Origin of the sequence: Streptomyces sp. NPDC001714 (assembly GCF_042892755.1) — a bacterium.
Classification (GTDB): Bacteria; Actinomycetota; Actinomycetes; order Streptomycetales; family Streptomycetaceae; genus Streptomyces.
The window spans coordinates 20649-41299 of the sequence record NZ_JBIAUL010000035.1 but is presented as its reverse complement, the minus strand read 5'-3'; the positions used below and the strand labels follow the sequence as shown (position 1 = coordinate 41299).

General features: G+C 68.3%; 20 protein-coding genes and 1 pseudogene. 11 read left to right on the top strand and 10 right to left on the bottom strand.

Annotation, left to right across the window (positions count from 1 at the left end; translation table 11 throughout):
* Window positions 1-117: 117 nt before the first annotated feature.
* The 6 genes from ACFY0P_RS48200 to ACFY0P_RS48175 all read left to right on the top strand — a co-directional run bounded on the left by ACFY0P_RS48200 (window position 118) and on the right by ACFY0P_RS48175 (window position 5697).
* Window positions 118-696 (top strand): hypothetical protein, encoded by a 579-nt coding sequence (locus ACFY0P_RS48200; protein WP_388928857.1) that lies wholly within the window; start codon window positions 118-120, stop codon window positions 694-696.
* 384 nt (window positions 697-1080) lie between these two features.
* Window positions 1081-1605 carry a hypothetical protein gene (locus ACFY0P_RS48195; protein ID WP_388928856.1) on the top strand — a complete coding sequence of 175 codons (525 nt, stop codon included), beginning with the start codon at window positions 1081-1083 and terminating at the stop codon, window positions 1603-1605.
* A gap of 218 nt (window positions 1606-1823) precedes the next feature.
* Window positions 1824-2644 (top strand): IS5 family transposase gene (locus ACFY0P_RS48190; protein ID WP_388928886.1). Its coding sequence is split into 2 segments (ribosomal slippage): window positions 1824-2163 and window positions 2163-2644, totalling 822 coding nucleotides; the frame shifts between segments, so codons are not numbered across the junction.
* Window positions 2645-2697: 53 nt separating this feature from the next.
* On the top strand, window positions 2698-3405 hold the full coding sequence (locus tag ACFY0P_RS48185) for an SMI1/KNR4 family protein (protein WP_388928855.1): 708 nt from the start codon (window positions 2698-2700) through the stop codon (window positions 3403-3405).
* Between the two features lie 98 nt (window positions 3406-3503).
* A complete protein-coding gene (locus ACFY0P_RS48180; RefSeq protein WP_388928854.1) occupies window positions 3504-4079 on the top strand; it encodes an IS607 family transposase in 576 nt (191 codons plus the stop codon).
* Window positions 4072-5697 carry an IS200/IS605 family accessory protein TnpB-related protein gene (locus tag ACFY0P_RS48175; RefSeq protein ID WP_388928853.1) on the top strand — a complete coding sequence of 542 codons (1626 nt, stop codon included), beginning with the start codon at window positions 4072-4074 and terminating at the stop codon, window positions 5695-5697. Before ACFY0P_RS48180 ends, ACFY0P_RS48175 begins: the two co-directional genes overlap by 8 nt.
* A 121-nt stretch (window positions 5698-5818) precedes the next feature.
* Here the strand turns inward: ACFY0P_RS48175 and ACFY0P_RS48170 are convergent.
* The 6 genes and pseudogenes from ACFY0P_RS48170 to ACFY0P_RS48145 all read right to left on the bottom strand — a co-directional run bounded on the left by ACFY0P_RS48170 (window position 5819) and on the right by ACFY0P_RS48145 (window position 11408).
* A pseudogene (locus ACFY0P_RS48170) lies at window positions 5819-6605 on the bottom strand (NAD-dependent epimerase/dehydratase family protein).
* Window positions 6606-6838: 233 nt separating this feature from the next.
* Window positions 6839-7780 (bottom strand): NADP-dependent oxidoreductase, encoded by a 942-nt coding sequence (locus tag ACFY0P_RS48165; protein WP_388928852.1) that lies wholly within the window; start codon window positions 7778-7780, stop codon window positions 6839-6841.
* A 159-nt stretch (window positions 7781-7939) separates the two neighbouring features.
* Window positions 7940-8839, bottom strand: coding sequence for an NADP-dependent oxidoreductase (locus ACFY0P_RS48160; RefSeq protein WP_388928851.1), 900 nt, complete (start codon window positions 8837-8839; stop codon window positions 7940-7942).
* 337 nt (window positions 8840-9176) lie between these two features.
* Window positions 9177-9824 (bottom strand): nitroreductase family protein, encoded by a 648-nt coding sequence (locus ACFY0P_RS48155; RefSeq protein ID WP_388928850.1) that lies wholly within the window; start codon window positions 9822-9824, stop codon window positions 9177-9179.
* A 61-nt stretch (window positions 9825-9885) separates the two neighbouring features.
* The gene (locus tag ACFY0P_RS48150; protein WP_388928849.1) at window positions 9886-10680 is read right to left on the bottom strand and encodes an isocitrate lyase/phosphoenolpyruvate mutase family protein; all 795 of its coding nucleotides are present in this window, start codon (window positions 10678-10680) and stop codon (window positions 9886-9888) included.
* A gap of 173 nt (window positions 10681-10853) precedes the next feature.
* Window positions 10854-11408 (bottom strand): carboxymuconolactone decarboxylase family protein, encoded by a 555-nt coding sequence (locus ACFY0P_RS48145; RefSeq protein ID WP_388928848.1) that lies wholly within the window; start codon window positions 11406-11408, stop codon window positions 10854-10856.
* 776 nt (window positions 11409-12184) lie between these two features.
* Between ACFY0P_RS48145 and ACFY0P_RS48140 the strand changes: the two genes are divergently transcribed.
* Window positions 12185-12802 carry a TetR/AcrR family transcriptional regulator gene (locus ACFY0P_RS48140; protein WP_388928847.1) on the top strand — a complete coding sequence of 206 codons (618 nt, stop codon included), beginning with the start codon at window positions 12185-12187 and terminating at the stop codon, window positions 12800-12802.
* 97 nt (window positions 12803-12899) lie between these two features.
* Here ACFY0P_RS48140 and ACFY0P_RS48135 read toward each other — a convergent pair whose 3' ends face one another.
* A complete protein-coding gene (locus ACFY0P_RS48135; RefSeq protein WP_388928846.1) occupies window positions 12900-14912 on the bottom strand; it encodes a SpoIIE family protein phosphatase in 2013 nt (670 codons plus the stop codon).
* A gap of 380 nt (window positions 14913-15292) precedes the next feature.
* Between ACFY0P_RS48135 and ACFY0P_RS48130 the strand changes: the two genes are divergently transcribed.
* The 3 genes from ACFY0P_RS48130 (at window position 15293) to ACFY0P_RS48120 (ending at window position 18458) form a co-directional block, all read left to right on the top strand.
* Window positions 15293-15961 (top strand): TetR/AcrR family transcriptional regulator, encoded by a 669-nt coding sequence (locus tag ACFY0P_RS48130; RefSeq protein WP_388928845.1) that lies wholly within the window; start codon window positions 15293-15295, stop codon window positions 15959-15961.
* 680 nt (window positions 15962-16641) lie between these two features.
* Entirely contained in the window at window positions 16642-17025 is a 384-nt protein-coding gene (locus tag ACFY0P_RS48125) for an MmcQ/YjbR family DNA-binding protein (protein ID WP_388928844.1), read from the top strand.
* Between the two features lie 107 nt (window positions 17026-17132).
* Window positions 17133-18458, top strand: coding sequence for a PLP-dependent aminotransferase family protein (locus tag ACFY0P_RS48120; RefSeq protein WP_388928843.1), 1326 nt, complete (start codon window positions 17133-17135; stop codon window positions 18456-18458).
* Between the two features lie 32 nt (window positions 18459-18490).
* Here ACFY0P_RS48120 and ACFY0P_RS48115 read toward each other — a convergent pair whose 3' ends face one another.
* From ACFY0P_RS48115 to ACFY0P_RS48105, 3 genes are all read right to left on the bottom strand, one after another.
* The gene (locus ACFY0P_RS48115) at window positions 18491-18709 is read right to left on the bottom strand and encodes a hypothetical protein (protein WP_388928842.1); all 219 of its coding nucleotides are present in this window, start codon (window positions 18707-18709) and stop codon (window positions 18491-18493) included.
* An 88-nt stretch (window positions 18710-18797) separates the two neighbouring features.
* Complete coding sequence (locus ACFY0P_RS48110) at window positions 18798-19166, bottom strand: MmcQ/YjbR family DNA-binding protein (RefSeq protein WP_388928841.1); 369 nt, start codon at window positions 19164-19166, stop codon at window positions 18798-18800.
* Window positions 19163-19558 carry an MmcQ/YjbR family DNA-binding protein gene (locus ACFY0P_RS48105; protein WP_388928840.1) on the bottom strand — a complete coding sequence of 132 codons (396 nt, stop codon included), beginning with the start codon at window positions 19556-19558 and terminating at the stop codon, window positions 19163-19165. Before ACFY0P_RS48105 ends, ACFY0P_RS48110 begins: the two co-directional genes overlap by 4 nt.
* A gap of 129 nt (window positions 19559-19687) precedes the next feature.
* On the opposite strand from ACFY0P_RS48105, the gene ACFY0P_RS48100 reads away from it, so the two are divergent.
* A complete protein-coding gene (locus tag ACFY0P_RS48100; RefSeq protein WP_388928839.1) occupies window positions 19688-20626 on the top strand; it encodes a helix-turn-helix domain-containing protein in 939 nt (312 codons plus the stop codon).
* Window positions 20627-20651: the final 25 nt, after the last annotated feature.

The following is a 20651-nucleotide window of genomic DNA, read 5'->3' as shown; positions in this document are numbered from 1 at the left end:
GCACGTTCGAACGAGGTCGATGTCTCCTGCGGCTGGTGATCCGCACGTGGTTCGCTCCGGTCTGCTCATCCGATAAGAGCTGGCTTGCGCCCTGTCTCGTGCCTCAAAATCCTCAGCGTGGCAGACACGGGACCTACCGAAGAAGAGACGCCGGACGGGCTGTTGGGCTGGTGCCTGGTAGCCAACGTGGCGCGAGAAACCGCGCACGGCGAGAGCGGCCTCGACATCCAGCGCGGCACGAAGCACTTCCCCGTAGGTGCCCTGCTGTGGATCCCGCCTGTCCGCTGGGACCCGGGCCACTGTCGCTGGCCTGCGGTGGGCCGGCACCGAGGCAACAGCCGCCGGTACATCAACATCGTCGTACGCGCGCAGGACCTGACGAACTTCCGAGTCAAGGGTGTCTACAGCGAAGGTCTCGTCCGCAGCCTCAACGGCCACCTGCACGACCCCGCGGACCCGCGGACCCTGCAGAACCCGTGGACCCGCGAGCGGGCCCAGGAATGGGCGGACGGCTGGAACCAACCCCGGGAGACCGTCCGCATCGACGGCCGCTCTCACCCGTGGATCTCCGTTCCCAACCCTCCGCCGGCAGAGCTCCAGGTCGACGGTGAGACCCTGCACCTCGCCCACTACGGCACCAGGGGAGCCCACTACAGCCGCACACCCCCTCCCGCGGAATGGACCCCCGAGCCCTGAGCGGGACCTTCGAATGTGCAAGCGGTGAAGTTGACGCCGCTGGTGGGGAATTACGTGACGTTCCACATCCGATGACCGGCGGCGCCATCGGCCTCAACGCCACGTCGACTCCGCACGAGCGGAGGTGCCCCAGAACTCCAGACAGGCGACCTGAGCCCGCGCGAGTCGGCTCCGTGCAAGCGGAGGTGACCCGGTGTATCGGTACCCGCGGATATAGCCAGGGATGTCGACTCGGCGCGAGCGGAGGTGTCCCGTCCTTGTGGAACAGCGAGTCGAAGAGCGTGTTGCCTGCTCCGCGTGAGCGGAGGTGTCCGCTGGGTCCCCTGTGGACAGAGGACGGCCGGCGACAGGAATCATGGGACACCGGTCGCAGGAGGAGCGCGGGTGCGGCTGACGATCGACACCGAGACGGACACCTACGAGCAGGCAATAGCCGCCATCCAGGCCGCATACCGGCTGCGCCCGGGCGTCCCTGCCGTCTGGCCGGACGCGCCGCCGGCAGACCCGCGCCCCGGCCCGCGGGACCTCGCCGACGATAACCTTGTCGACGGCTGGACGGACCAGCTGCTGTTCCACATGATCGCCTCGCTGGTGCCAGGGGCCCGGGCGGTCCTGCGCCGGATCACCGAGCTGGGCGGCGCCGCCTCCTACGAGGACATACAGCACCACTTCGCCCACCACCCGACGAACCCGATCCCGCCGTCGAAAATCGGCGGCACCCTGACCAGCGTCAAGGCGGTACAGCGCCACGTCGGCCCAAACGGCGCCGGCCCGCTCCTCCAGCGAGACGAACGCGCACGGCGCTACCGCATCGACGACGTTCTCGTGGCCATCCTCCAGCGGGCCTTCGCCCTAGCCGACATCCGCCCCGACCTGCTGCGCGGCGAACCATCCGGGCCGGCCACCTGACCGGTCGCGCGGTCAGCGTCAGGACCCATCGGGGGCAACCAGCTCACTCCTGCACGCCCCGTGCAGCCGACACGGAAGGCTGCCCGCCGTCCAAGACCAAGATCTCAAAAATGTGGGGTGCGGAACTGCCGCCCATTGAGTGTGTATTACTGATCGTTTCAGAATGAGTTGAGCTGCGGGTCTTGTACTCGACGATCTTGGTCGGCAGGGTGTCCGGGGTGCGTGCTGATCTTGTCCCTGACGACCTGTGGGAGCGGGTGGCCCTGTTGCTGCCGCCTACTCCCGAACGGCGCCATCGCCACCCAGGGCGGCTGCGCGTTCCTGACCGAGTGGCCCTCGCCGGAGTGCTGTTCGTGCTGCGAACAGGTGTCGCGTGGCGTGATGTTCCCACGGAGATGGTGGGCTGTTCCGGTGTTACGGCCTGGCGGCGGCTGCGGGACTGGACCGAGGCTGGCGTGTGGCCGCGCCTGCATGCTGCCTTGCTGGCCGAGCTGCGCCGCGCCGGCCTGCTGGACCTGGACGACTGCTCCGTGGACGGCTCGCACGTCCGGGCGCTCAAAGGGGGGATCATGTCGGCCCCTCGCCCGTCGACCGCGGCCGCCCCGGATCCAAGCACCACCTGATCGTCGACCGCCACGGAAGCCCGCTCGCCGTCACGCTCACCAGCGGCAACCGGCACGACGTCACCCAACTCTTGCCACTGCTCGACGCAGTCCCGTCAATCCGCGGCCTACGAGGACGTCCCCGCCGCAAGCCCTGGCGCCTGTATGCCGACCGCGGCTACGACTTCGACAAGTACCGCCGCCTACTCTGGAAGCGCGGCATCAAGCCGATGGTTGCCCGACGCGGCACCGCCCACGGCTCCGGACTTGGCAAGGTCCGCTGGGTGGTCGAGCGCGGGTTCGCCTGGTTGCACCAGTTCAAGAGGCTCCGCATCCGCTACGAGCGACGCGCCGACCTCCACCAGGGACTGCTCGAACTAGCCTGTTCGATCATCTGCCTCCGCCACCTTCGACGCTCCGTCCGACCTCAGCGCTAGGCTCCCGACACATGGCTTCCCCTCGGCGCAGTAGCAGTCAGCCGCAGCCTGCGATGGATCACACCGAGCCTGAGGTCGACCAGGGAAATGACGACGTGCTCATCGACAAGCTGCGCGATCGTGCCTGGGATCCGGGCCTGCGGTTTGACAAGGCCCAGGTTCCGCTCGCCTGGATCGAGGAGCACTACGGCCAGGGCGGGATTGAGCGGATCCAGGGCCGGATCATCGGCCGCAGCAGTTCCGGGAAGGTCACTCTTGACGCCCGAGCAGACGAGGTCGCGAGCTACTTCGCGGACTCTCCCCGAGAGCCGTTGTTCCCACCGATCACGCCCCAGGAAGTCGACGCCGCGGAGCGGATCCTCGGACGCCCTCTGCCGGAGCTGCTTCGTCGGGTCTACACCGAGGTCGGCAACGGCGGCTTCGGGCCCGATGCAGGCATCGCTTCGTTGACCACGGGCCAGCGTGCGCCGGGACACCTGGCTGACTGGCATTCCTCGGTCCGCATGCACGAACGCAATCGCACCGAGGGGCTGCCTTCCTCATGGCTGTATCTCGTGCCGGGTGGTTGCACGATGGAGTGGCACGTCTCATTGCTCGCAGTGGACAACCCGGTGCTGCTCTTCGACGTGGACGGGTGGGAGCCCAGCTGGGGCGAAGACCCACACGATGGCCTCCGGAACGCGAGTCCGTCGCTGCGGCACTGGCTGTGGACGTGGGCCTGTGGCGGCGATGTCTGGGCTCAAGTGCACGACCGCGCTTGACGCACAGCCACGCTGCCGCGTTTCGGCTGCCGCGCTCGTCATTCTGAAACGATCAGTTAGTGTGCGTGACATGATGTTGGTTGCGTTATGATCTTCGCGTGAATCTGACTGAGTGGGCGAGAGCGCAGGGGGTGAGCCCCCATACCGCGTATCGCTGGTTCAGGAACGGGACGCTTCCCGTGCCCGCTCAGCGCGTTGGGCCCCGCACGATCCTGGTGAACATGGATGCCGCCGCGGCGCCAGAGGCGATCGGTGGGCTGGGCCTGTATACCCGTGTCTCTTCCCATGACCAGAAGACGGATTTGGAACGCCAGGTCGCACGGTTGTCGGAGTGGGCGGCCAAGGCGGGTCATCGCGTCGTCCGTGTAGAGGCGGAGATCGGTTCCGGCATGAACGGCTGCCGTTCGAAGGCGAAGCGCATGCTGGCCGACCCCGCTGTGACCACGGTCGTGGTCGAGCATAAGGACCGGCTCGGCCGGATGAACGTCGAACTCGTTGAGGCCGCCCTGTCCGCGCACGGGCGCCGCCTCGTAGTCCTGGATGACGGCGAGGTGGAAGACGACCTGGTGCGGGACGTGGTGGAGGTGCTGACCTCGTTCTGCGCCCGCCTGTACGGGCGCCGCTCCGCGAAGAACCGTGCCCGCAAGGCCCTGGAGGCCGCGGAGCATGGCTGAGAAGAAGCCGCTGCGTCAGATCGCCCGGCCGTTCGTTGCCGACGGGCCGTCCGGCGTCTCGGTACGTGACCGGCTCAAGCACCTGACACCCGAGGACGAGAAGGTGCTGCGACTGGTCGGCGAGCACATGGGGCGTCTGGCCTCCGCGGATCTGGTCCGCAGGTGCCGTGACGGTCTGGAGCACTCCACGGACACGTGGGCGTCCCGTAAGCGGGACCTGACCGCCGAGTCGTCCTCGCGGTGGGCCGGTTCGGTCACCTCGGAAACGCACGATCAGTGGGGTCTGTCCCGGCGTGCCCAGCATCAGCACCTTGTTTCGCTGGCGGCCGGTATCCGCACCATTCGGCACCGCCTGTCTCTGCCGGTCGGTGAGAAGGGCAGCCGGGGCAAGCCCGGCGGCTACCGCTCCAAACACGAGTGGTTCCACAAAACCCGCCGTCTGGCGATCCTCGAAGACCGGTACGAGCACGTACGCGCCGATCGCGAAGCCGGGAAGGTCTCCGTCGTGCGCGGCGGCCGGCGTCTGCTGAACCAACGCCACAACCTCACCGCCGCGAACAGGACCGAGGCGCAGTGGCGGCAGGAATGGGAAGTCTCCCGTTGGTTCATGACCGCTGACGGGGAGTCCGGCAAACGCCACGGGAACGAGACGATCCGTGTCGCCCCGGACGGCGAGGTCAGCATCAAACTCCCCGCCCCGCTCGCCGAGCTGGCCAACAGCGGGAACGGCCGGTACGTTCTCGCCGCGAAGGTGTCGTTCCCGCACCGGGGCGCCGAGTGGCGCGACCGCATCGAAGCGAACCGGGCCGTGGCCTACCGCGTCCATCTCAACGTGACCTCGGGCCGCTGGTACCTCGACGCTTCCTGGACCCGCAAAGACCTGCCCATCGTCCCGCTCGACACGCTCCGGGCGCACGGCGTGATCGGTGTCGACATGAACGCCGACCACCTCGCCGCATGGCTCCTGGACGAGCACGGCAACCCGGTCGCAGCGCCGCGCCGTTTCGACTACGACCTGTCCGGGACAGCCACACACCGGGACGCGCAGCTCCGTCACGCCCTCACCCGGCTCCTGTACTGGGCCAAGCAGACGGGCGTGCAGGCCGTCGCGATCGAAGACCTCGACTTCACCGACTCCACCAGCCGGGAGAAACACGGCCGCAAGAAGCGGTTCAGGCATCTCATCTCCGGCATCCCCACCGGCAAACTCCGCGCACGCCTGCTGAGCATGTGCGCCGAGGCCGGTATCGGCGTGATCGCTGTCGATCCCGCCTACACCTCCCGCTGGGGCGCCGAGCACTGGCAGAAGCCCCTCAGCACCCCGCGACGGCCCGTCACCCGCCACCAGGCGGCAGGCGTGGCCATCGGACGACGCTCCCTCGGCCACCGGATCAGGCGACGGACGACACCGCCCCCACACCACCAGAGCGATGGTGCGGGGCATCGGACCGCCCAGGCCCGACCCGGAAGCCGGAGAAGCGAGGAACACCGCCCCCGCGTACCCGGACCACGGACACGATCCGTCGGCGCCGCACGCGGCAGGAACGCGGTCGACCTGAACGCCCAAGACCGCTCGGGGCGTTCGGCTGAGCACACGCAACTCATGCTCAGTCTTTAGGAACGGTTACAAACAGTCCGGTCAGGTCGGCGGTTCACGGAAAGCCACCAGTGGCCGCCGCAGCGGCGGCGACGGCGCGACCGTCGAGATCACCTGTGCTCGACGTCGCCGCGGGGGGCTTCTAGCCCAGGGCGGGGTAGTCGCCGGCGGCAAGGTCCTCCATGAGGCTCGGGTGGATGGGCTCCCAGCCGAACTGCTTCTGGGTCAGCGCACTCGAGGACGGCATGTCGAGCGCGAACAAGCGGCCAATGGGACCGAAGCTGTCAGGGGATGCCGACTCGACCGGGACCGCGAGCACGCCGCCGACCGCCTCGGCCAGGGATCGCATGGTGTCGCCCTCGTCGGCCACCGCGTGCAGCACAGTGCCGGGCGCAGCGTCCTCGAGCGCGACGCGGAACAGCTTGGCGGCGTCGAGCCGGTTGACTGCCCACGGAGCGCGGCAGCCGTACGACAGAGGAGCGGACGCCCTGGTCGGCCAGGGTCAGCACCATCTGTGAATTGAGGCCACGGCCGCCGACGGGACCGTCGGTGGTGTCGGGGTCCTGCTCGGTGGAGATGTGGCCCGGCATCATCGGCGTGAGGCCGGCATGTACGAAGGGCTTCCCGCTGCCTGCGAGGGCGGCCGCGAGGGTCTGCAGGGCCTGTGTTTCCGCGTCGATGAACGGCCCCAAGTTGCTCCAGTCGTTCCCAAAGGCCAGGTTGATGACGCCCTCTGTCCGGGCGACGCCGGCTCGAAGGCTGTCCAGGTCGGTGAGGTCGCCGCGAAGCGGTGTCCCGCCGGCGGCGGAGATGACCGCGGCCGCGGCATCGGAACGAGCGAGGCCGAGGACCTCGTGACCGGCAGCAATGAGTTCGGGAACGACAACTGAGCCGATGCTGCCGTTGGCACCTGTGACGAACACGCGCATGGGGGGCTCCAGATGACTGCTGCGACACCGCCTCGGTGAATAAACCGTCGGCCGAGCCGCTCGGGCCGGCGACGCTCGCCACTGTGATTCCGTCACCGAGGCGACCGCGTCCTATAAATCCGGCATATCTTTTTAAATAGAACACACGTATTGTTATGCGGCGTCGCCCATTGTGCCCCCACCGCTCTGCTGAGCGGCGGAAGCAGGCGGCGCGGCGATGGCTGTCCGCGGCTTTACCGCATGCGGATGACCGTCTTTCCGTTGACCTTCCTGGCCGGGTTGAAGGCAGCGACGGCGTCGTCGAGGTTCGCGACCTGCCCGATATGCGTTCGCAGACGGCCCTTCCGTACCCGCCGGGCGATCTCACCCAGCTGGGCGCGGTCGGAGACAACCACGAAGTCCACCGTCAGGCCGTCGGCCGGCCGCACCTCCGGCGGGCCGGTGACGGTCACGAATGTTCCTCCACCTCGCACCAGGCGGGCCGATCGAGCGCCGATGTCGCCGCCGAACACGTCGAAGACGAAGTCGACTCCGCCGACGTCTTCCAGCGTGTCGTTGTCCAGGTCCACGAACTCGTGCACGCCGAAATCGAGTGCGCTCTGGCGGTGGGGGGCACGTCCGGTGCCGATCACGTACGCACCGGCCTCTCGCGCGAGCTGAGCCGCCATCGATCCGACCGCTCCCGCGGCGCCGTGCACGAGCACGCTCTGCCCCACCGAGAGGTGCCCGTGCTCGAACAGTCCCTGCCAGGCTGTCAGGCCCGTCATCGCGACGCTCGCGCCGACCGTGAAGTCGATGTCCCCGGGCAGCGGCGCGAGGTTGCGCGCCTCGACGACGACGTACTGCGCCAGGGTGCCGTCACGGGTCCAGTCCGTGAGGCCGAACACGCGCTGCCCGACCGACAGCCCTGCCGTTCCGTAGCTGAGAGAGCTGACCACGCCTGCCACCTCGTGTCCGGGGATCGAGGGCGTCCGATCCCGGCCGAGGCGATCGACCCAGGTCGAGGGCCACTCCAGTTCGTCCCCGGTGAATCCCGAGGCATGTACTTCGACGACGACGTCGCCGTAGTTCGCGCCGTCGAGGCCGGCGAGGCGGGCCGTATCCGGCCCGGGCCGTTCAGTCAGCGTCATCCCCGCGGTTCCGGCGGCGGGGTCCGTGACCACGATCGCTTTCATTTGTGTCCTCTTTCTGATCAAGCTCTGTTCGTCCCCGCCCCCGCCCCGCTGCAGGCAGTGGCGGGGAGGCGGCTCGCCTCGCTGGTCCGATGTGGTCTGGCCGCTCGTGTCCCGTGAGCACTGCGGCCCGGCACCGGGATGGGTCGGTGCCTGGGCGCGTCATGCTGGAATGAGCACGATCTTCCTGCCTCCCGCCCGTCCGGCGACCACCCGGGTGAACGCGGCCGGTCCCTCGCTGAGCGGCAGGGGTTCCGGTGCGAGTTCCAACGTTCCAGCCGCGGCTTGCTCGGCCAGCTGGGCGAGCTGCGCGGCGTTGGGCTCGATGTAGAGATCCCAACTCGTGATGCCTCGCTCCTGCGGCGGCGCGTCGGAGGTCAGGGAGCACAGCCGGCCGCCGTCGCGCACCAGGGGCAGGGCCTCGGCCGCCGTGCCGGCGGCGATGACGAGGGCAGCGTCGAACCCGCCGCGTACCTCGGTCGACCAGTACGGGTCGTGGTAGTCGACGACGAACTTCGCTCCCAGACCAAGCAGACGCTCCACAGCGGCAGGAGACGCGGTCGCGGTCACCTCGATGCCCCGGGCCGCGGCAAGCTGGACGGCCAGGGCGCCGGTGCCTCCGCCTCCGTTGGTGATCAGGAGCCGCTGTCCTCGGCCGAGGTCCAGCTTCTCCAGAGCCTGCAGTGCGGTGAGCCCGTTGACCGGCAGCGCCGCTGCGTGTGCGGCGTCCAGGCCTGGTGGGCAGGCCGCCGCGTGGTCGGCGTTGATCAGAACGCGCTCGGCCCAGAAGCCGCTCCCGCCGGGCAGCGGGGCTTCATGCGCGAGCACCCGGTCGCCTACCGCGAACTGGCTGACACCCGCGCCGACGGCCAGCACCTTGCCTGCGCCCTCCACTCCCAGCGCCGCCGGGAGGCGTAGCCCCACGTCCCAGCGAGCGTCGATTTCCAGTTCGTCCCACGGTCCGACCCCGGCGGCATCGACCGCGACCAGGATCTGGCCCGGCTCGGGGGATGACGGTTCGGGCAGTTCCAGCAGGGCGACTTCCGTCTCCGCCCTGGACACACCGCATGCCCTCATAGTGGATCGTTGTCCTTTCACTCGGTCCGGCCGACCAGGAGATGCGGGCCGGAAACCTAAATCCGGCGAAGGTGTCGAATCGTGAAATTCCGCACGCCTTCACAGTAGATCTTTGTCTTCGCGCTCAGTTCGACCGACTTGTTCCAGATCCGTGGCTGCCCCGAGGGTGGCCTGACGCGCGTCGGCGCCTACCAACAGCAGCCCCGTGCCAAGTCGTTCGACGGCCCCGCGGTGCCGGTCGCCGAATCCGTTGCCGGGTGGGCTGGGGTCCGTCGACGCTGTTGGACCATTCGGATCACAGGCCACTGGGGGCGGTGGCTGGTCAGACGAACGTGAACAGCTGGTCGGTTTCGAAGCGGGAGATCGGGCTGTTGTAGACCTTCGCGGGGTCGGGGTAGCCGAGGGCCAGCAGCACGGTTGTGGTGTGTCCGGTTTCGCGGATCTTGAACGCCTTGTCGACGCTGGTGGGGTCGAATCCTTCGAGGGGCATGGCTTCGACGCCGAGCTCAGCGGCCGCCATCATGGTCAGACCCATCGCGAGGTAGGTCTGCTTTTCCATCCAGTGGTTCAGGTCCTTGTAGCCGTAGTTGCGCAGGTTGAGGAAGTCGCGGGTCATGGATTCCCACCGCGCCTGCTTCGCTGGGTCGGGGAACCGGCCGTCGGACCGCTCCTTGTCGAACACGGACTGGAGGTGGCCTTCGGGAAGGTCGGCCCTGGTGGTGAGGATGACCGTGTGTGAGGCGTTCAGGATCTTCTCGCTGTTGTCCTGGAATCGTTCGCCGAGGTTGGCCGCCAGCCGCTCCTTGCCTTCGGGCGTGGCGAGGACGTAGAAGTGGTTGGGCTGCACGTTCGTCGAGGACGGCGTCGAGCGCAGGAACCCGAGCAGTTCCTGGAGTGTCTCCTCGGGGATGGTCTTGCTGGGGTCGAAGTACCTGGTGAGGTGCTTGTTCATGAGCTTGCCGAGGTCCATGTCATCCTGCCTTGTGTTGTGTGATCACGAGATGAAGCGTCTGCGATTCGTGCTGATCGGGTTAGTTCTTGCTGCGGGCGAGCAGTTCGCTGACGCGGGCGAAGTTCATGCCTGTCGTCGCCGAGGCGAGGTCGCCCGCGAGGAGGGCCTTCGTGGCTTCCTCGGCGGCCCCCATCGCGTGGGCGTAGAGCAGCGGCCCCAAGCTGATGCGCTTGGCCCCCGCCTGCTGCAGTTCAGCGACGGTGAGCACCTTGTCCGACGGAGACACCAGGACGTTGACCGGTGTCGGGGCGACCGCGGTGACGATCGCGACGAGTGCGTCGAGGTCGGGTGGGAACGGCGCGTAGACCACATCTGCGCCGACCTCGGCGAAGGCCGTCAGGCGCCGGATGGTGTCGTCGAGATCGGGTCGTCCCTGGATGAAGTTGTCGGTGCGGCCGGTAACGACGATGCGTCCCTTCGACGCGGCGACGGCGCTGCGAACCCGGCGGACCGCTTCGTCGAAGTCACGGATGGGCATGGCGGGATCGCCCGAGGTGTCCTCCACTCCGATGCCGGCCAGGCCCGACTCCACGGCGGCCTCGACGGTCATGGCGACGTCTTCGGGTGTGTCGCCGTATCCGTCCTCGAAGTCTCCGTTGACGGGCAGTCCTGTGAGACTGCCGAGCAGCCGCGCATGCTCAAGGTGCTCATCGCGGGTGACTTCGTGCCGCCCGTCGAGGCGGCCGAGCGTGGCGGCGATCGCGGCGGACGAGGTCGCGATCGCCTCGAACCCGGCATCGGCCAGTATCAGCGCCGAGAGGCCGTCCCAGGCATTGGGCATGACGAGGCCACCGTCGCGGGTGTGCAGCGCCATGAACTTCTCGTAGAGTTCGGAGCCCGGCATGTCGAGCCTTCCTGAATGATCGTTGACTCAGTGGGGTTGCCGGCGGACGCACGGCCCTTCCTGACGCCGCGCCGGCCTCAACAGGCGAGATGTAGCGGGCCATGGACGATTTCCGCGCAGGGCCGGCGGCTCAGGGCGCGGGTTCACTGGCGCACGGTCGTACCGGCCGAGTCGGCGGCGGGGATGTCGAGGTCTGTCTGGTTGACGTTGTTGATGAAGTTGGTGAGCAGGAACTGCACCGCCACCGCGACGATGGCCAGGATCTGAGCGTCGGTGTATCCGGCGCCCCGTACCTCCGCGAGGTCGGTGTCGCTGACCTGTCCACGGCTCTCGACCACCTGCTGAGCGAAGCGGGCGGCCGCGGCACGCTTGGGATCGACCGAGCTTCCGACGCGACCGAGCTCGATGTCGTCGCCGGACATGCCGCCGAATTCGGTGGCGACGTAGGTGTGCATCGCAAGGCAGTAGCTGCAGTAGTTGGCCTGTGAAACGGCCAGGGCGATGCTGTGCCGCGTCCTCGCGTCGAGCGCCCGGCTCAAAGTGCCCTGCAGAGTCGTGACGACCTCGAGAACCGCCGGGTTCGACGAGAGGGTCTTGAACATGTTCGGGACGAAGCCCAGCTGCGCACCAATGTTGCCGAGTATCTGCTGCGCGCCGGCAGACACATCCTCTGAAGCGGGAACGTTCAGTCGTGACACGGCGAATCGAGCTCCGATCGGGTGTGAACAGTCGTCGAGCCCAAGCCGGGCTCGCTGTGTTTGGGAGCTCAACCGCAGGCTCTTCCTGCGCCCGCCGCGACCTCGACGGTCGCGTCGGTCGCGCCCGGTGGCCTCCATTGAGGGCGGTGACTCCTCCGGTGCCGAGTTCCGGATCTCTCCATCACCTCGGGCACCTCACAGAAAGGACTATACAGACCAGAATCTGCTGTGCAACCCATCCCTGGGAGGGGAAGCGTCCGCCAGGTCGCCTCCGCGCGGGTCGAGCTAGGGACCGACCTCTTAAATGTGCAGGTCAAACCCGCAGGTGAAGCCACATGGCGAGCGACCTCGCTGGTCGAACTGCGAGGGATCGGACAGCCTCACACCAGCCTCACCCAGGCCCTATCGATTCCTTGAGTGGACTATTTAGTCCATCATTGTGTTAAGACTCAGTAGGAACGACGACAAGGCCTGCCGACTCCGCATGCACACCCCGGTGCCCGCATCCGTCCACGAGGAGATACGGCCCCGGGCACCGGGGTGCCGCAGCGGGCGGACACGGACCTGGGCGATGCCGGCCAGGTCCGGCCCTTGCTCACAGGCCGCGACGCGATCGCAACGCGCGTGAAGAATCACAAGGGCGTCATCTCCAACCGGTCGACCCTTATGGTCGTTTGGGTGTCACAACTGATCCACCTGGAGAACGGGGGCGCCACGCTTGACATGCACCGAACGGCCGAGCAGTACGAGTGAGTAGCGTGCCTGAGGGAGACACCGTGTCCGCAACCAGCGATATTCGCCGCACGCCACGCGGCCTGGAGACCCGCTCACGCATCGTTGATTCGGCAGCCAGGCTGTTCTACGTCAGGGGCGTCACCGCCACCACGCTCGATGACGTCCGGCTGGCGAGCGGAACGAGCAAGTCTCAGCTGTACAACCACTTCGAGGACAAACGCGCGCTGATCCACGCCGTGATCGACGTGCAGTCGAAGTTCGTCCTCGCCCGCGAGGAGCAGCACCTGCGCGGCGTGAGGACCCTTGCCGGTCTGCGCCGCTGGCGTGACGCACTGGTCCACTCCAACTCGTTGCAGGACGGCTCGTACGGGTGCGCGCTGGGTGCGATGTCGATCGAGCTGTCGGACAACGACGAGCAGTCCCGGCAAGCGCTCAACACATCATTCGACGCCTGGCAGCGGATGCTCGTCGAGACACTGACCCGGCTCCGCGCCCTCGGCGTACTCTCCGAGAACGCGGACCCACAGCGCTTGGGCACCGGTCTGCTCGCCGCCCTGCAGGGGGGTTACGTGCTTGCGCAGAACGCTCACAGCTCCGAGCCGATGGCCGTCGCGCTGGACATGGCACTGGACCACATCGCGGCCTTCGCTCGCACCTGAACCCACCTGCGCGGTTCGAGGAGCGCGTTCGGCTCCGCCGCCACCTGTCTGGAGCAGCTAACTGTAGGACCTTGCCCGCGCACGGACGCATCGAGCCTCATGCGCGCCGGATGACCAGCACAGCCACGTCGTCCAGGTGGTCCACCGCGACAGCAGCGTCGAGGACGCGGTCGGCGGTCTCCTCGGCATTCAGCCCGTCGTGGAGGGCCGCGCCGGCCAGTGTTCCGGCGCGTTCCAGCCCGGCCTCCAATGTGAGGCCCGGCCCCTCGACCACGCCGTCGGTGACCATGACCAGCGCGCTGTCCTCGTGCAATGCGAAGGTCTCCTCGCCGTACTCGGTGCCGAGCACGACTCCTAGCACCGGGCCTCCCGGCAACTCGTGGATGCTGTGGCTGCCGTCGTCGCGTGCGTACAGCAACGGCACATGGCCGGCGCTCGCACCGGTGACCCGTCCGTCGCCTGGGTCGATGCGCAGCATGGTGCAGCTGGCGAATCGTGCTGCGCCCATCGTGACGAGCAGCTCGTTGGTGCGAGCCAGCACGGTTGCGGGACCCGGTTCGTGGGCGGCGATCGCGCGCATGGATGCGCGCACCTGTCCCATGAAGGCGGCGGCGTCCACGTCGTGCCCTTGGGCGTCGCCGATCTCCAGGGCGACGGCACCGTCGGGCATGACGAAGGCGTCGTACCAGTCTCCGCCAATATCGAGCCCGTCGCGGCTTGGTCGGTATCGGGCGGCGACCTCCAGGCCGGGGAGGTGCTCGGGCAACGTGGGGAGCATGGTCTGTTGGAGCGCCGTGGCCAGCTCGACTCGTGCCTCTTGCAAGCTAACGCGTTTCAGTGCCTGGCCTGCAAGATCGGCAAGAGTACCCATGAGGGCGCGCTCATCCGGGGACGAGTGGTGTTCGCTGGCGTAGGTCACCAACCAGGCCCCGAGCGGCTGATCGCCGATCGGGCTGAGGGAGGTGATCGAGATGGCGAAACCGGTGTCGAGCTGGTCGAAGTACGGCGCCATGGCCCCGTGCGGCCAGCGGCGGATGTAGTCCTCCTGGTTGGGAATGAACTGCGGCTCGCCGGTGCGGATCACATGGGGCAGCGCGCTGGGGGCGTCTAGCGGCAGGCCTTGCAGGGCGGCCACCGGCATCGGGATCCCGGCATCGGAGGAAACGCGTAGGCGGCCTTGCGTGATGAACGCCAGCGCGGCGCCGGTACCACCGAATGTCGCGGCGAGCCGGGTCAGGACGACCTGCCGTACTTCTTGCTCCGTGACTGCAGTCATCACGGCGGAAGAGAAGGCCGCGATCTCGTCGGCGCGCTGACGCTCAGCACTCAGCGCCTCCTTCGCTCTGCGTCTGCGCGCTTCCCTCTTGGTGTCATCGCGGATCACGCCGAAGACCCGCTCAGGGCCGCCAAACCCCAGAATGAGCCGACGGGCCCGGCAGACCAGAAGGTGCCAGCCATCGCGCTCGGTGAGGAACCGAAACCTGATCCAGGGGGACCGGGCGGCCGTAGAACCCACGAGCCGCCGCAGCGCCCCGCGGTCATCGAGGTGGACTCGCCGAACCACCTCGGACAACGACATGGAGGCCTCCGGGAACAGCGCCGCCAAGGCGGGTGCGCCGCCCAGCCACTCCAGCTCGCGCTCCTGGGGTGAATACATGCACAGACCGAGGTTGGCGGCCTTGGCTGCCAGACGGAACGGAATCAGCAGGGCGCCCAAGTCGTTTCCCGCGTTCAATGAGTGCACCCACACCAGCGACCCGCCACCTACGGGATCATTCACTGGTCGTGCCTCGACAAGGCAGACGACAGATGCTGTACCTGGCCCGGGGAACTCCAGCACCCGCATCGCAACCGTCTTCGTCGTGGCGGCATGGGCCACGAGACACTTGACCGCAGTCAGCTGGCTTGCGGGCAACAGATCACCGAAGCCACGACCCACGCACTGCTCCACGGACCTGCCCAGTGTCCTGGCCATTGCCGCGTTGAGGCTGCGGATCGCTCCGTCCAGGGTCAAAAGAGCCGACGGTGCAGCCATCTGAAGAAGTTCGTCCGAGGCGTCCATTTGCCGCTCACCCTCATCGTCGAGCGATATGACCTCGTCGTCCTTCATCAACTATCTGCCGCAGAGCAGGCCTCGTCCACGCGGCCGGTCACTCTGGGGCGGCACCGGCCGACTGTGTGTGTCGACGAACGCCGACGATCGCCCTCCCGGTGATCCGCTCGGTCGGATCGAAGGCGTCATCGCGGGTCGGGACGTTGCCGATGCCACGTGCGCCTGGCCAATGGGGAGGGGACAAACAGAGGGGCGGGGACCGCTTCGGCCTCAGAGGCTGCGCCAGGGGCCAGATCGTCCCGTGGTAGTGCCGGCCCGGAACCCAGGCGCACTCGGCCGGGTGCGCCTCCCGGCCGGTCCCACCCAGGAGGCGCAGAAAAAGGACCTTGAGGTCCCTTTTCAATCCTGCTAGCGTACGCAGCGGTAATCTGGCCCATGTGGCGGAACAGACGCGCGACAGACACGACTCCCGGCTGACTGAGCGCGGGCGGGCAACCCGGGAGCGCATTCTGAGGGCTGCCGCCGACATGATGTACGTCAGGGGCGTGTCTGCCACGACCCTCGACGAGGTCAGGGCAGCCAGCGGAACGAGCAAATCCCAGCTCTACCGCCACTACCCCGACAAGGATGCACTGGTGCGGGACGTTGTCGCATTGCAGGCCACTGAACTGCTCAAACGCCAGCACCAGCTACTCCAGCGGCTCAACTCCCTCCGCGGACTGGAGCGCTGGCGGGACGCAATGATCGAACACAACGCTCTCCGAAACGGGGCGTACGGCTGCCCGCTCGGATCCCTTGCCAGCGAGTTGGCCGATCAGGACGAAGAGGCACGCGACGCGCTCGCCCGGCACTTCGACACCTGGGAGGGACTACTCGAGGCCGGGCTCGAGCGAATGAAGGACTCTGGAGTCCTCAGGGCCGACGCAGATGCCGAAGAGCTGGCCACCGGCCTCATGGCCGCCCTGCAGGGGGGCTACCTCCTCGCCCAGACGGCCCAGGACGTCAAGCCCATGCGGATCGCCCTGGACATGGCGATCGGCCACGTCAAGGCTTACGCCATGCCCGCCGAGGGCGCTTCGCCGGCCAAAGACCCATCGGGGCGCTAAGCCGTCTACGACAGGTGCGGCACCCAGAAATCCTGGTGCCGCACCACAGGCGGTCGCGTCGGCATCTCCAGCGCCAGCACCGCCTCCCGACGGCCGCAGGCTGTCCGGAGGTGGTTCGGCAGCGGGAGGAGGTGTCCGTCCGCACGCACCGACGTAGTCCCTCCTGCGCCGGTGCGCAGCCCCGTCTTCAGTCAGAAGCGGAGGGCCACTCCACAAGACAGGACTATTTAGTCCTTAAAAACGGCCGACTTGCGGTACGTTTGGAGAGGGCGGCCTCCTGCGGACAGCCGGGAGTCAGGCTCCCCGAAGATCTCTAGGACGGTAAGGACCATGCACATGGACGTCCAGTTCTCATTGGCCGGTCCCGTCCGACTACGCCGACCGGGGGCCGGCGCCCGCCAGCCGAGCACACACCGTCTCGGCTGCGCTGTTGCTCAGGTCAGCCAAACCGCCGAGCGCCACGAAACCGGCAGGGCGCGTGCCGGGCGGCGACGTTCCGCCTACGGCGGCCGGTTACGTCCAGACCTACTACGTCGACTGGCTGCGTGAACGGAGCGGCTGCTCTGTGAACCTGGCCGGCGGGAACTGCCTGCGGCGGAGCCAACGGGACGTTCTGGACCAGACACCACCTTGGCCCCGGCCGGTCGGTCGGGGACTCGACGAATGAGGAGTTGACCACCATGGACGGACAGGAGCTGCAGAAGATCGCGGGCGCCAGCACCGCGGAACTGCCCGGCGCCGACCTGGAGCACCGCATCGGCCCCGACTGGGACCTCTACAAGGTCGGCGGCAAGGTATTCATGCTCATGACCGACATGCCCGGGCACCCTGTCGTGATCCTGAAGGCTGACCCGGACGACGGCGCAGCCCTGCGGGAGCGGCACAAGGACATCACCCCCGGCTATCACATGAACAAGAGGCACTGGATCACGGTGGAGGGCGGGGGCACCGTGGACGAGGAGCTGGTGAAGGAACTCGTGATCGACTCCTACCGTCTCGTGGTCCGCGGCCTCCCCAAGTCCGAGCAACCCGTGGATCCGCAGACCTTCGGCCGCCGGGGCTGACCGTCGTCATGCCCGTCGAGTCTCCTGATGCCCGCAGTACCGCCGACCCAGCGCGGCTGCGACAGGCCATCGAGAGTGAAGTGATCCGAGCTGAGGGGGGTGTGCGCGTGCGCCGCGCGCTGGCCGCCGCCGTGCGCGAAGCTGTCCGCAGCGGCTGCCTGGCGCCCGGGATGCGGCTGCCCTCCTCCCGTCGGCTCGCCGCCGACCTGGGTGTTGCCCGCAACACCGTGGCCGACGCCTATGGTGACCTCGTCGCCGAGGGATGGCTCACCGCCCGCGGAGGCTCGGGCACACTCGTGACAGACTCGATGATCACTCGGCCGGTCCCGGACCGATCAGTTGCCGAACCGTCCGGTGAAACGTGCTACGACCTGATCCCGGGCAGCCCCGACCTCACCGCGTTTCCTCGTGCAGCCTGGCTGAAGGCCACACGCCGGGCCCTGGCCGCGGCTCCCGACGACGCGTTCGGCTACGGCGACCCCCGCGGCCGGCCGGAGCTACGGGCCGCACTCGCTGATCATCTCGCCGGAGCCCGGGGCGTGTACACGAGTCCGGAACACATACTGATCTGCGCTGGTGTCTCGCACGGTCTGCAGATCCTGAGCGAGGTCCTGGCCGGCCGACGGGCACGGAGTGTCGCCATCGAGTCCTACGGGCCAGACAGGCACCGCGGCCTGCTGGCAGCTGCGAGGCTGGAGACCCTCCCGCTTCCCTTCGACCCGCACGGAACCGACCCGGTCCCACCTCAGGGCACCGATGCGGTCCTGCTCACGCCGGCTCACCAGTTCCCTCTGGGCACGACACTGCAGCGCGATCGCCGGACGGCTGTCGTGGACTGGGCCAGACGGACAGGCGGCCTGGTCCTGGACGATGACTACGACGGTGAGTTCCAGTTCGACCACCGGTCCGTCGGAGCGCTCCAGGCACTCGCTCCAGACTCCGTGGTCTATCTGGGTACCGCCAGCAAAACTCTTGTGCCTGGCCTGCGGCTGGCCTGGATGGCGCTGCCTCCCGCGCTCGCTGAGGAGGCTGTGGCGGCCAAGGGACAGATCGACTCGTGCGAGGTGCTGAGCCAGCTGACGATGGCGGAATTCATCACCTCCGGCGCGTACGGCCGTCACGTACGTGCTGCCCGCCGGCGCTACCGCGATCGGCGAGAGGCTCTGGTCGCAGCCCTGGCCCAGCACGCTCCCCATGTGCACGTCACAGGAACAGCGGCCGGCCTGCATACGGTTCTCAGTCTGCCGCCCGGGACCGAGCAGCACGTCGTTCAATCGGCGACCCGGCAAGGGCTGAAAGTGGCCGGCCTGTCCCGATACCGCCACGCGCAGTCCCAGCACGTCATGGGCGACGCCCTCGTCGGCGGCTACGGAACGCCCTGCGACGCTGCGTGGCCTCAGGCACTCTCCGCGCTCATGGGGATCCTTCCCTGACGCGCCCCCAAGCGGAGAGACGGTCGCGCGCCTCATCCCCAGGCGCCGATCGACCGGCCCGCGACCAGCAGGTGGATCGAGAGATTGTCCGCCACCTGATCGCACTCCAGACCGGGCTCGGCAGGCACGAACAAGATGGGCGGCGGGTCCTGCCCGACGACGTCGTCCAGCCGGGTGGGGCGCAGGCGGTCGGCGAGTGGCCGGGTGGGCTCCTCGTCGAAGAGCGGCAGGGGCGCTTCGGTCGGTTCCATCGGTCTCTCGGGTCGGCGGCGGACGTATGGTGACGCGGCAGGCCAGGCGCGGGGCACGGACACGTGAGGGCTCAGCCGGTCGCGGCGTTCATCGAGCACCGGGGCGGTCGCGGCGCGGCAGCCGCTCGACGACCAGGTCGTAGGAGCTCTCGACCGCGTCGGTGATCAGTCGCTCGGTGATGCCGGGGCCGGGGCCGAGCGAGATCCAGTGCCGTTTGTCGAGGTAGCGGCCCGGAGTGATCGTGGGGTAGCCGCGCTCTTGTGCGCGGGCGTGTTCGGGTGCGCACTTGACCGTGATGATCTGCTCGTCCGCGTCGTCGGTGACGATCAGGAATACCTTGCCCGCGACCTTGTACACGTCGAGTGCGGGGGTGAAGGGACGTCCGTGGCTGACGTCGGGGAGGGCCAGGGCCACCTGGCGGGCAGTGCTCTGAAGCCGGTCGCCGGCCGCGCTCACCGGGCCGACCGCGTGCCGTTGCCGTAGGTGCGTGGGTCGACGGGCTGCTCGGCCTTGGGCAGGTGGGCGACGACGAGCAGGTAGGAGTCGGTGACGAGTTCCCTGACGAGTTCCTTGCCGACGCCGTCCCCGCCCTCCAGCGTGATCCAGTGCTTCTTGTTCATGTGATAGCCGGGAGTGATGTGGCTGTTGTGTTCCCGCAAGGCGAGGGCCTCGCCGGGGTCCGCCTTGAGGATCACGACAGGCCGGCCGGGGACCTCGGTCATCAGCATGAACACCTTGCCGCGTACTTTGAAGACCTCCCAGCCGGAGCCGAAGGGGTGCTCCGGCTGGGCTCCGGGGAGTTCTTCCGCGCAGTCGGCGGCGGTCTGCTGCAGGGTTGGTCCGTCCATGGGCGGTTGGGCCTCCTCGGCTGGTGTCGGAATGTGGCGTCAAAGGACGCGGAGGCACGCCACGCGGTCGCGGCGGCACGTCCCATCCTTCCCTCGGAGCCGACGCAAAGGGCAGTAGGCTGCGGACACGTGATGGTCGACAAGCGACACCCCAGCCCGGGCGGACAGGGCGCATCGGCCGCAATTCCGCTGTACGGTTTCCAGCCCCCGGACGGCACTCCGTACGGCCTTGAGGTCAGTACCGTCGAGGACTTCTTCGCGCAGCACGACGACTGGCCGTGGAACCCGCCCCGTCCGGGGCGTGCCACCTTCCACTACCTGATCCTGGTCACCGAGGGCGAGTTGCGGCACGACGTCGATCACGTCACGCGGACCGTCTCCCCCGGCCAGTGGCTGTGGGTGCGTCCCGGGCACGCGCAATGCTGGCATCCGCCCGGCGCCGCCCGCGGCCCGTTCATCCTGTTCGAGCCAGGCGTGCTGACGGCCGGCACCGCCCGTCTCCTGGCCCCGCTCACCTCGCACGAGGCCCCTGCCGTGCTGAGTCCGCACCCCGACGACGCCGTCTGGCTCCGGCAGACGGCACTCCAGCTCCTGGACGAACACCGCGCACTGGGGCGCCGCCCACTCGACGTCCACCACGCCCTGCGGCGCAGCCTGCTCGAATCGCTCCTGCTGCGTCTCGCCAACTCCCCCGGCATCGCCCCCGCCGACCTCACGGCCGGTACGGGCCGTGGTGAAACCTACGGACGGTTCGTGGACGCCCTGGAGCTGCACTTCCGCGAACTGCACCGGGCCGCGGACTACGCCGAGCTGCTCGGCTGCTCGGTCCGCACCCTCAGCCGCGCCGCCCGGGACGCCACCGGCAAAGGGGTCCGGGAGCTCATCGACGAGCGGCGGCTGCTCGAAGCCCGGCGCCTGCTAGGAGGTGCTCGGTGGGACGCCCGGGCTGTGGCCGCGCACCTCGGCTTCACCGATCCCGCGAACTTCGGCCGCTTCTTCCGTGAGCGCACCGGTCTGACTCCGGCCGCGTTCGCGGCCCGCGAGGCCACCAACGGCCGTGAGCGATAGGCGGCGGCCGGCGTCGGGGAGCCGG